Annotated in this window: 8 protein-coding genes; 3 read left to right on the top strand and 5 right to left on the bottom strand. The window is 48.6% G+C overall.

Features of this window, described 5'->3' with window-relative positions; translation table 11 throughout:
* Positions 1–101: 101 nt before the first annotated feature.
* From GKG41_RS16070 to GKG41_RS16080, 3 genes are read left to right on the top strand one after another with little or no spacing between them, the layout of a single operon-like run.
* On the top strand, positions 102–1,295 hold the full coding sequence (locus GKG41_RS16070; RefSeq protein WP_173015624.1) for an amidohydrolase family protein: 1,194 nt from the start codon (positions 102–104) through the stop codon (positions 1,293–1,295).
* A 36-nt stretch (positions 1,296–1,331) separates the two neighbouring features.
* The gene (locus tag GKG41_RS16075; protein ID WP_154260475.1) at positions 1,332–2,522 is read left to right on the top strand and encodes a M20/M25/M40 family metallo-hydrolase; all 1,191 of its coding nucleotides are present in this window, start codon (positions 1,332–1,334) and stop codon (positions 2,520–2,522) included.
* A gap of 3 nt (positions 2,523–2,525) precedes the next feature.
* Positions 2,526–3,710 (top strand): M20/M25/M40 family metallo-hydrolase, encoded by a 1,185-nt coding sequence (locus tag GKG41_RS16080; protein ID WP_154260477.1) that lies wholly within the window; start codon positions 2,526–2,528, stop codon positions 3,708–3,710.
* A gap of 948 nt (positions 3,711–4,658) precedes the next feature.
* Here GKG41_RS16080 and asnB read toward each other — a convergent pair.
* From asnB to GKG41_RS16105, 5 genes are all read right to left on the bottom strand, one after another.
* A complete protein-coding gene (gene asnB / locus GKG41_RS16085) occupies positions 4,659–6,509 on the bottom strand; it encodes an asparagine synthase (glutamine-hydrolyzing) (protein ID WP_154260479.1) in 1,851 nt (616 codons plus the stop codon).
* A gap of 19 nt (positions 6,510–6,528) precedes the next feature.
* On the bottom strand, positions 6,529–7,107 hold the full coding sequence (locus GKG41_RS16090) for a dipicolinate synthase subunit B (protein WP_154260481.1): 579 nt from the start codon (positions 7,105–7,107) through the stop codon (positions 6,529–6,531).
* On the bottom strand, positions 7,104–7,985 hold the full coding sequence (gene dpsA, locus GKG41_RS16095) for a dipicolinate synthase subunit DpsA (protein ID WP_154260483.1): 882 nt from the start codon (positions 7,983–7,985) through the stop codon (positions 7,104–7,106). The genes GKG41_RS16090 and dpsA overlap by 4 nt, the downstream gene beginning before the upstream one ends.
* A 109-nt stretch (positions 7,986–8,094) precedes the next feature.
* The gene (locus tag GKG41_RS16100; RefSeq protein ID WP_154260485.1) at positions 8,095–9,453 is read right to left on the bottom strand and encodes a sodium:alanine symporter family protein; all 1,359 of its coding nucleotides are present in this window, start codon (positions 9,451–9,453) and stop codon (positions 8,095–8,097) included.
* A 24-nt stretch (positions 9,454–9,477) separates the two neighbouring features.
* A complete protein-coding gene (locus GKG41_RS16105; protein WP_154260487.1) occupies positions 9,478–10,122 on the bottom strand; it encodes an SGNH/GDSL hydrolase family protein in 645 nt (214 codons plus the stop codon).
* Positions 10,123–10,374 lie beyond the last annotated feature (252 nt).

The raw sequence follows: 10,374 nt of genomic DNA on the forward strand, positions 1-10,374 counted from the left end.
GTCGGCTATGCTAGGATGATCATATCCAGGTACGCCAGGCCGGCAGTCCTGAGACAGACTATACTATATAATGTATGCCGTTTTTTGGCAGAGGAGGTACTATGTTAATTTTAAAGAATTGTAATTTCATCGCAGATTTAGTGGAGGGGTTCGGGGAGACAGCCGGAGATATCCTTGTAGAGCAGGACAGGATTAAAACCATTGCCCCCTGCGGAACACTTCAGGCTAATGAAGGAGACCAGGTTTTGGATATGCAGGGGCAGTATGTTCTTCCCGGACTTTTTGACCTTCACATTCATCTTACCCTGTCAGGCGGTGAGACTCTGGTGGACAATGCCAAATCTCCCATCCAGCAGGCTCTTGATGCTGTAAAATATGCCGCAGATACTTTAATGGCCGGCTTTACCACGGTCAGAGATGTGGGTTCTTCCTATAATGTTGCCGTAGAGCTGAGAGATGCTATTCAGGCAGGAAATTTTCCTGGCCCCAATATTATTGCCTGCGGCAGAATCGTCACCGCTACCGAGTGCGGAAATGACTATTTCCAGGGCATGTATGCGGAGGCTGACGGAAAAACTGAGATTTGGAAGGCCGTACGGGAAGAGATGAAGCGCGGCGCCGACTTTATTAAGATCATGGGCACCGGAGCTGTTATGAATCCCGGCGGAGAGCCTGGACAGCCTATCTATACCTTAGACGAGCTGAAGGCTGTGGTAGAGGCGGCAGCATTTAAAGATACATACGTAGCAACACACTGCCACGGCACACAGGCAATTAAAAATTCAATTCTGGCAGGAGTGCGTACCATTGAGCATGCTACTATCCTGGACGACGAAGCCATTGAGATGCTGAAAGACAGCACTACATCTTATATAGTGCCCACCCTCACCAGTCTGTACGCTTTGGCTGACAGCGTTCCTGATACTTCTATTTTTATGAAGGCAAAGGCACAGAAGATTCTGGGATGTCTGAAAGAAGGACTCCGCAAGGCATATGAAGCAGGCCTTGTGATTGGTTTCGGCACAGACCAGGGTGGTGTTCCTCTGGTACACGGGGAAAATGCGGATGAATTTGCACTGCGAAGAGATTTCTGGGGAATGAAAGAACTGGATATCATTAAGCAGGCAACCATCAACAGCGCCAAAATTGTGCGCGTGGAGCAGGACTACGGAACTTTAAAATCCGGAAAAATCGCTGACATCATTGCCGTATCCAAGAACCCCCTGGAAGATATCTCAGCCTTCCGAAATAATCTGACAACTGTAGTAAAATCCGGCTGTGTTGTAAAATCATGATTCCTGCTGCAGCAATCCGAGAGGAGGCCCAAACTTATGTCTTTGGTAGATCAGAAATTAAAAGATGCCGTTATACATTTAAGCGATGAAATATTCGAATTTTCCTCCTGGCTGACCAGACATCCTGAGATCTCAGGGGAGGAAGAAAAAAGCTGTGCCTTTATCGTTGATTTTCTGCAGGAACATGGCTATGAAATAGAGTCTCCCTGCGGAATCCCCCATTCTTTTAAGGCGAAGCAAAAAGGTATTCCCCGGGATCTCTATCCAAAAGCTGCCGTAATGTGTGAGTATGACGCACTGCCGGGTATGGGGCATGGATGCGGCCACTCTGTAAGCTGTGGGATCAGCATCCTGGCTGCACTTGCCCTGCAGGAGGCATACCCGGAACTGCCCATGCAGATAGATCTTGTTGGAACTCCTGCAGAGGAAACCATTGGCGGCAAGATTATTATGGTAAAACAGCACGTATTTGACGAATACGATCTGGCGATTATGTCGCATCTGGCCAATGACAATTCCGCACAATGGCCTTTGTTGGCTTCCAATGACATGCTAATTACTTTTTATGGAAAACCGGCTCACGCCTCCAGCAATCCCTGGGACGGGATCAATGCCTACAACGCGGCACAATTATTTTCCCACGGAGCAGATATGCTCCGCCAGCATCTTACCCCTGACTGTCAGTTTCATGGAATCATTACGGAATGCGGCAGTGTTCCCAACATAGTTCCCGATAAAGCAATTCTGGATTATTACCTCCGTTGTGCAACGCTGTCAGGCCTCATAGACCTGAGAGAGAAGCTTGAGAATTGTGTGAAGGGTGCTGCTGTTGCCACCGGATGCACTTACACCATAGAACAGCGGTGGGATACTTATTGCGAGCTCTTCCCTGCCAGGGAGGCTTCCGCAGATATCCACAAAATATATGAAGAGCTTCATATGCCTTACTGGCCCTCCCAGCCGCCCAGCGGGAGTTCAGATCTGGGAAATGTAGACACTGTGGTTCCAACCATAGGTATGCGCTGCTGCTGTTCCGATGAATTTACCCCTTTCCATACCCCAGAACTGGAAAAACTGCTCTACGGCGACAGGGGAAAAAAGACACTTATCGACGGAACCATTGTCATGGCTGCCTACCTGGCACTCCTGGCATATCAGCCGGAGCGCCTGGCGGCGCTGCAGAAGGAGCATTCCGCATACAGAGCACAGAACAGGAGGGAGGACTGAATCATGAAACTCTCGGAAAAACTTAACGCATCCATTGACCGGTTATTTAATCCCTGCTGGAAACTGGGAGATTATATTACTAACCATCCCGAAACAGGCGGCTGTGAGAAAGAGGCTGTGAGCAAAATCACAGAGTTTCTGGCCAAACAGGGCTATGAGATCACAGCTCCCTACGGAGACATGCCCTATAGCTTCCTGGCCTCTGACCAAAGACCCTCCTCGATTTCTAAGCCGAAGGCCGCCCTTTTGTGCGAGTATGACGCCCTACCGGAGGTGGGACACGGCTGCGGTCATTCCATCAGCGGAGCAATCAGCATCTTATCCGCCCTGGCCCTGCGGGACGCCTATCCGGATTTTCCCTTCCGCCTGGACATTATAGGAACCCCAAACGAAGAGGCGTACGGGGGCAAAGTTGCAATGGCCAAAAACCACGCTTTTGACGGCTATGAGTTTGCGATTATGGGACACTTGGACAACCGCAATTATCCCCAGATCAAAATTGTAGCCTGTGACGGCATCTATGTTATTTTCAAAGGAAACGCCACCCACGCTGCCTCCAGCCCTGAGCTGGGTGTCAATGCACTGAATGCGGCTCAGTTTTTCATGCATGCCTCAGATATGCTCCGCCAGCATATTCCCCCTGACTGTCAGATCCACGGAATCGTGGTAAAAGGCGGAGAGGTTCCCAATACAGTGCCTGACAGAGTGGAACTGGATTTTTATTACCGTGCTGCTACTATGGAACATATGAATATGCTGAAAGAAAAGCTGATGAACTGTATCCGGGGAGCCTGCATCGCCACCGGCTGTACCTATGAATTGAAAGAAGGCTATACTGAACTCTATGCGGATCTCAGCTACCTTCCCACAGCCATACGTACCATCGGAGAGATTTTTGACGCTCTGCATATGCCCTGGGAAGAAATGAAAAAGGCAGAGGGCTCTACAGATGCAGGAAACGTAGATCTCATCATCCCAACCTTCCATCTGGAACTTCAGTGCACCGACAAGTTCGCTGACTTCCACACCAGAGAATTCGAACAGGCAATGCATGGAGAACGGGGCAAAAAAACCCTCCGAGACGGCGCCCGGGTAATCGCTCAGTACATCAACCATCTGGCAGAAAACCCGGATGTACTCAGGCAAATCCAAAAAGAACACAGGGAATACCGGGGAGTTAAATTATAGTTTTGTGTATGTGAAGTTCGGGGTTATATAGTCGGCGAGCGGAGCGTTGCAGACGGACGGATATAGGAGGGAGCACCGGGGAGACAGGGCCAGGCCAGGGGGCGGGGTATAGGGAAAAGTCAGCTCGAGGCTCCGTTCCCCTCAGCTAAGTCCTACCAGCTGCTAAGCTCGTCAGGAAAGCCTTCCTCGCTAAACAGCTGGTGGCCTGGATCTTCGGCTCACTCCGCTTAACCTCCCTGACTTTTCCCTATACCCCGCCCCCTGGCCTGGCCCTGTCTCCCCGGTGCTCCCTCCTATATCCTGGCAGAGACTCACTTCACATTCACGGAAAACGGGTGGGGAAGGTCGAGAGTTGTACACTTTTCATATTATTTATCATTTATGATCACTCGATGTTTGGGATAAACAGCCAAACCTGTTACCGTTATCACTTCCATACTTTCTGGCTACATTACAGCTATATTCTATCTGACAAATTTACAGCCATATCCTATGTGTAAGATTCCATTCCCATTCTGATAAATCTCCCCCCCTGGAACTTCCCCATACCCAGGTGAGAGGAATCCTGCGGCGGTGGGCGGGCTGGTTCGGGCGGGAGGGAGGGCTTAAGTTCCGGGGACGATTCCGCAGGAGTGACTAGAGAGTCTTAGGCAAAACCGGGATTCCCGCAGGAGATTTTTTCGGCAGTCAGGGCCGAAAAAAAGTGAGCATGGGCAGAGAATGCACATAAAGCATTCTTTGCACATACGAACGGTGCTCCGGCGGGGATTCCGGTTTTGTCTTAGACTCTCTTCGCGACGGAGGTGTCCCCGGAACTTAAGCCTTCCTCCCGCCCGAACCAGCCAGCCCGCTGCCGCGGGATTCCTCTCACCGTCCCCCTGCCACCCACACCTGCCGTCTTGAATACTCCTGAGCCGATGTCCAAGTTACACTCCTAAATCCCAATTTCTACACCAATTCCACCCCATACGTCTCCATCCAGTAATTCACCTGCAGCATATACGCCAGCATCTGCGGCCCTGCCATCAGCTGGCCGTACCAGGGTTTTCCGTAATCGGAAGGACTCTCAATGAATTTCTTAACTTTCCCGGTATCCAATATCTTTCTCACCGGAGCTCCCGGATCTGCCAAAACTTCCTGTAATCTTTGGCCCAGCAAAGCCTCGTACTCCGGATGATAGGTCTTTGGATAGGGGCTTTTTCTTCTCCAGAGCACTTCATCCGGCAATTTTCCTGCCCCGGCTTCCCGCAGGAGACCTTTCACAATACCGTCCGGACACTTCATCTGCCATGGGACGTTCCATATATATTCCACAATCCTGTGGTCTGCAAGAGGAACTCTTGCCTCAAGTCCATTGTACATACTGGTTCTGTCCATGCGATCCAGCAGAGTAACCATGAACCACCGCAGATTGAGATAGGCAATCTCCCGGCGCCTTCTCTCCACAGCGTCTTCTCCCTCCAGGCAGGGAGTTTCATCTATAGTCATTTCATAGGCCTGTTTCGCATATTCTTCCAAATGAAGTTCCTGAATGACATCGTCAGACAACAGGACTTTCCTGGGTTCCATACTTGAGGACCAGGGAAAGGCTTCTGTCCGGAAGGCTTCCTGTTTATGAAACCAGGGATAGCCGCCGAAGATTTCATCCGCACATTCGCCTGTCAGTGTCACTTTATTATAGTCAACCACTTTAGAACAAAAGTACAGCAGTGAGGATTCCACATCCGCCATACAGGGTAAGTCTCTGGCATCCACAGCCTGGAACAGATAGTCTATGAGTTCCATATTGTCACACTCCAGATAATGGTGGTTTGTCTGGGAGTAATTCACCATTTTATCCACCCAGGGCCGGTCTTCACTGGGCTGAAAATCATTGGCTTTAAAGTATTTTCGGTTATCTTTAAAGTCAAAAGAGAATGTGTTCAGTATCTTGCCTTGCTTTTTCAGTTCTTTGGCACAGATAGCAGTCACCAGGCTGCTGTCCACTCCCCCGGACAGGAAAGTGCTTATGGGAATATCGGAAAGCATCTGCTTTTTTACAGCATCTTCTACCAGCCAGGCTGTCTTTTCCACCGTCTTTTCATAGGAATCCTCATGAGGCCTGCTCTCCAGCTTCCAGTAGGCCTGCTCCCCCAGAGAATCCTTGGAGAAGCGTATCCTGTGTCCGGGCAGCACTTCCTTGATATTTCGGAAAACTCCCTTTCCGTATGTCTTTGCCGGTCCCAGTGCCAGGATTTCGCAAAGTCCCTCTTTGTCCACCTGTGGTTTTACCCCTGGATACTCCAGGAGCCCCTTGATCTCCGAGGAAAAGATCAGCGTATTGTCCAGGAAAGTATAAAAAAGAGGTTTGATTCCCAGACGATCTCTGAACAGATAAAGAGTATCTTCTCCCTCATCCCATATGGCGACGGCAAATATACCATTCATTTTTTTTATATACGTCTCTCCATGGAGAATGTATCCTGTTAGGATAACTTCTGTGTCACTCTCCGTTTCAAATACCGCACCTTCTGACTGAAGCTCCCGCCTCAGCTCCTTCATATTGTAGATTTCACCGTTGTATACTATCGTCCAGGTTCTTCCCCCTGTTTTCTTCTTCATTGGCTGATGCCCTGTCAAAAGATCGATGATAGCCAGACGGACATGGGCCAGGCCGCAGTGGGGGGAAAGGAAAATTCCCTCATCATCCGGCCCTCTTCTCTTCTGCACTTTGTTCATCCTGGCAAGCAGACGCTCCCATTTATTTCTCTCCTTAGTGAATTCTCCCCTTAGATTACAAAATCCGGCGATTCCGCACATAATTCCACCTCAATCTATATTATTGTATAATAGGCTGCAGCTGTCTGCCTTCTAAAGCAGCTTCCAGTGTGGGAACTAATAGTCCCGTATGGGCAATCATCGAGTTTGGCTTCTTCACCGGATCGTCCTGTCCAAAGGGCACAAAGTATATGTGTTTGGCATTCAGCAGAAGGCCTATATTTTTCATGTTCATACCCAATGCATCATTGGTGGATACAGAGATGACCAAAGGCTTTTCATTCCTGAGATGCGCCTTCGCAGCCATGAGAACAGGGGTATCTGTGATACCGTTTGCCAGCTTAGCGATTGTATTTCCTGTGCAGGGAAATAAGACAAGGATATCCAGCAGGCTTTTCGGCCCGATGGGTTCCGCCTGGGAAATGGACAGCATAGGAGGGATTCCGGTAATCTCTTCCGCTTTTTTTACAAAATCCTGTGCATCTCCAAACCTGCTGTCAATGGTCTGCGAGGCATTGGAAAAAATCGTCTGGACTTTCGCCCCTTCCTTCACCAGCTGCTGCAGTTCTGCAAAGGCTTTTTTATAAGTGCAAAAAGACCCGGTAAAGGCAATACCGATATTTTTATTTTCTAATTTCATATTACAGCTCCTTCTTTGGAAAGTGTTAATTGGATAAGAGTTTCAGCAATCATTTTTCCGGATGAACCCGGCGCATATTTCCCGGGAAGGCCAAGGCAGAGACAGGCTTTCCGGTTCAGTTCTTTGGCCGCTTCATAGTCCACACCCCCAGGGGCAGATGCAAGATCAATGATAACTCCGCGATCCGGCATTTTTTCCAACAGACTGCGGTCTATCATTCTGCAGGGTACGGTATTAAAAATAAAGGAATACTGTCCCATATATTTATTTAATTCTTCCGGAGAGATCGTATCATCGGAAATGATAGACGCCATTGCCCTGGCTTCAGGACGTCTGGCACAGACAGTAACATTACAGAACATGCCTTTTAAATAAGCGCAGAGTGTTCTTGCACACCTTCCGTATCCCAGAACCAGGCAGCTGCTGTGTCCCAGGTTTTCAGGGCTGTTTGAGATTGCCTCTGCGATCGCCCCCTCTGCTGTGGCTATGGTGTTATAAAGGGTCAGCGCTTCATCCTTCATGAAATCATACACATCAGCGCCCTTTTGCTTTACTTCATCACTAATACTTTGGGGGATACATCCGGCATAGAGGCACTGCCCCTTTTTCATTGCCCGGCAAAGTTCTCCGAGTGCAGCAGGCAGATTTTCGCTGGTACTGAAAATATCCTTCTGATTCTTTGTAAGAGGGATAGGGCCCACAATCGCCCGGGAACCCTCGGCTAAGCTGTCCAGAGATTCTGCCTTACTCACGCAGTCTGCACTTTCCGGCATTCCGTAAGCGCAGATCCTGTATCCTTTATCCGCCAATATTCTGGCGCAGTATACCTGACGCATATCGCCGCCGACGAATCCAAAATCATATCTTTCAGGTGTCATATTCTTTCTCCCGGCAGTTTTAGTTCTTAATACTATATGTCCGGCATATTATTTATGTGCAAAAAGAGGCGCCGTTTTTAACCGGCACCTCTCATACAGAAGTATGTAGTTATACTTGATTCTTTTTTCCTTTTCCAAAATAGCTCTCTGTAAGTTTCACCACTACAGCCGCAAATATCCACAGGGATATCAGGTTTGGGAGCGCCATCAGGCCATTGACCGTATCCGCAAGATTCCAGACTACACTGACATTAATAACGGCCCCTAGAAAGGCAAACACACACCAAACAAAACGGAAAGGCTTTACTACCTTATCCCCAAACAGGAATGTCATGCCGGTTTCCGCGTACCAGGACCATCCAAGCAGTGTGGAAAAGGCGAATAAAATAGTGGCAACGATAACGATGATGCTTCCCCACTCTCCCGGAAGACCCACAGAGAATGCATGTGCACTGAGGGCTGCGCTGGTTTCTCCTGAATTCCATACACCAGTAGTCAGAATAACGAGAGCTGTCATAGTGCACACAACAATCGTATCAAAGAATACTTCCACAATGCCGAAGACCGCCTGCTCACAGGGGTGATTTACTGAGGCTGTGGCATGGATCATTGCTGAAGAGCCGATACCTGCCTCATTGGACATAATCCCCCTTGTAACTCCCTGCCGGATGGCAAACCCAATGGTGGCACCTGCAAAACCGCCTGTTGCCGCCTTTCCCTGAAACGCACTTGTCACAATAAGTCCAAGGGAAGGAAGGATCTGATCTGCGTGCAGAATTAATATCACAAGACCGGCCAGGATATAGATGCACCCCATGACTGGAGTAAGGATAGAGGTTACACGGCCAAGACGCTTCACGCCCCCGATAACAACCGCCCCTGTCAATACTGCAAAGATCGCGCCTATCAGCCATGCAGGCACGCTGTATGCCGCTAAGGAAGACACTACCGTATTCGTCTGAAGCATATTACAGCTGATTAACCCCACAAAGGTAGCTGCAAATGCAAAAAATCCACCCAGGAATTTTGCAAGCGCCTTATGATTGGGCAGGCCGTTCTTCAGAACATACATAGCGCCTCCATGCCATACGCCATTGTCATCTTTTTCCCTGTATTTCATAGCCAGTGCAATTTCTGAATATTTGGTGGCCATGCCAAAGATAGCAGCCACCCACATCCAGAAGATGGCTCCCGGACCTCCTATTGCCAGAGCAGCGGCTACCGCTGCAATATTGCCTACGCCGATACAGGAGGACAAGGCTGTAGCCAGGGCCCAGAAGGAGCGTATCTCACCATCCCCTGTTTTCTTTTTACCAAACATAGATTTGAATGCCAATCCAAATTTTCGGAATTGAATTCCTTTTGTCCGAAAGGTAAGGTATATCCCTGTTCCGAAATAAATTACCAGCATGTAAGGGCCAAACAAAAAGCCTGTCATTGTCGTTAACACTTTATTTACAGCATCCATATTCCTGCCTCCTTATCAGTTCTGCTAGATCAGCAGTTCTTTTACTTTTTTTGCCAGAGCTTCCGCCAGATTCCTGTGCCCCTCCGCGTCCAGATGAACAGCATCCACTGGACTTGCCTGGCAAACCTCCTGGGCATCCAGATACTCACATCCGTACTCCCGGCACAATTCTTCATAATATGGTGCGATCTGCCGGGAACGCCATTCACAGCCCCTGCCCATATTCTCCCCAAGATCTGTTTCCGGCAAATTGCCGCGTATGTGAGGCGGGGCTACCAGGAGTATCTTCGGCACCTGCTCCTCTCTGCCGGAACGGGAGATCAATACAGCGTCCAGCATGCGCCGCATACTTCTGGCTATGTTATAGCCGTTCAGCTGAAAGCGTTCCTGTGTATCATTGGTTCCCAGCATAATAATAAGCAAATCCAAAGGTCTGTGTGTCTGAAGACAGGGAATAAGATATTCCAGCCCGCTCCGATATCCGGTGACAGGATCCTCCCACACCACGGTTCTGGAGTTTAATCCTTCCTCAATCACATAGAATTCCTCCCCAAGAAACTCCTGAAGCCGGCCCGGCCAGCGGATTTTCCTATCGTACCTCAGCTTGCCGCTGCCTGGTATATAGCCCCACGTATTGGAGTCTCCATAGCATAAAATTGTTTTTTCCACATTTTCACCTGCTTTCTTTATCTAGTTCCGGCTAAAAATGGGCCGACTTGAATGTTTTAAAGATTCATCCTCCTTTATTTAAATTTTATAATGTTTATAATTTTTTGCTATTTTTTATTCATTTTTTATATTTTAACACTTATTTAGTTTATTGTCAAAACCAATTTGCATCAGGTGTTGTTAACTTGTGATAATGTCACCTTAGGATTCACTTATGAAAATGTCACTTTTGTGGAACCTATAATAGTATGA

Source organism: Lactonifactor sp. BIOML-A5 (genome assembly GCF_009677585.1).
Classification (GTDB): domain Bacteria; phylum Bacillota; class Clostridia; order Lachnospirales; family Lachnospiraceae; genus Lactonifactor.

What these genes read in the sequence shown, in the direction of transcription:
- GKG41_RS16070 (WP_173015624.1), top strand. Translation starts at nt 102, where the DNA reads ATGTTAATTTTAAAGAATTGTAATTTCATCGCAGATTTAGTGGAGGGG.
- GKG41_RS16075 (WP_154260475.1), top strand. Translation starts at nt 1,332, where the DNA reads ATGTCTTTGGTAGATCAGAAATTAAAAGATGCCGTTATACATTTAAGC.
- GKG41_RS16080 (WP_154260477.1), top strand. Translation starts at nt 2,526, where the DNA reads ATGAAACTCTCGGAAAAACTTAACGCATCCATTGACCGGTTATTTAAT.
- asnB (WP_154260479.1), bottom strand. Translation starts at nt 6,509, where the DNA reads ATGTGCGGAATCGCCGGATTTTGTAATCTAAGGGGAGAATTCACTAAG.
- GKG41_RS16090 (WP_154260481.1), bottom strand. Translation starts at nt 7,107, where the DNA reads ATGAAATTAGAAAATAAAAATATCGGTATTGCCTTTACCGGGTCTTTT.
- dpsA (WP_154260483.1), bottom strand. Translation starts at nt 7,985, where the DNA reads ATGACACCTGAAAGATATGATTTTGGATTCGTCGGCGGCGATATGCGT.
- GKG41_RS16100 (WP_154260485.1), bottom strand. Translation starts at nt 9,453, where the DNA reads ATGGATGCTGTAAATAAAGTGTTAACGACAATGACAGGCTTTTTGTTT.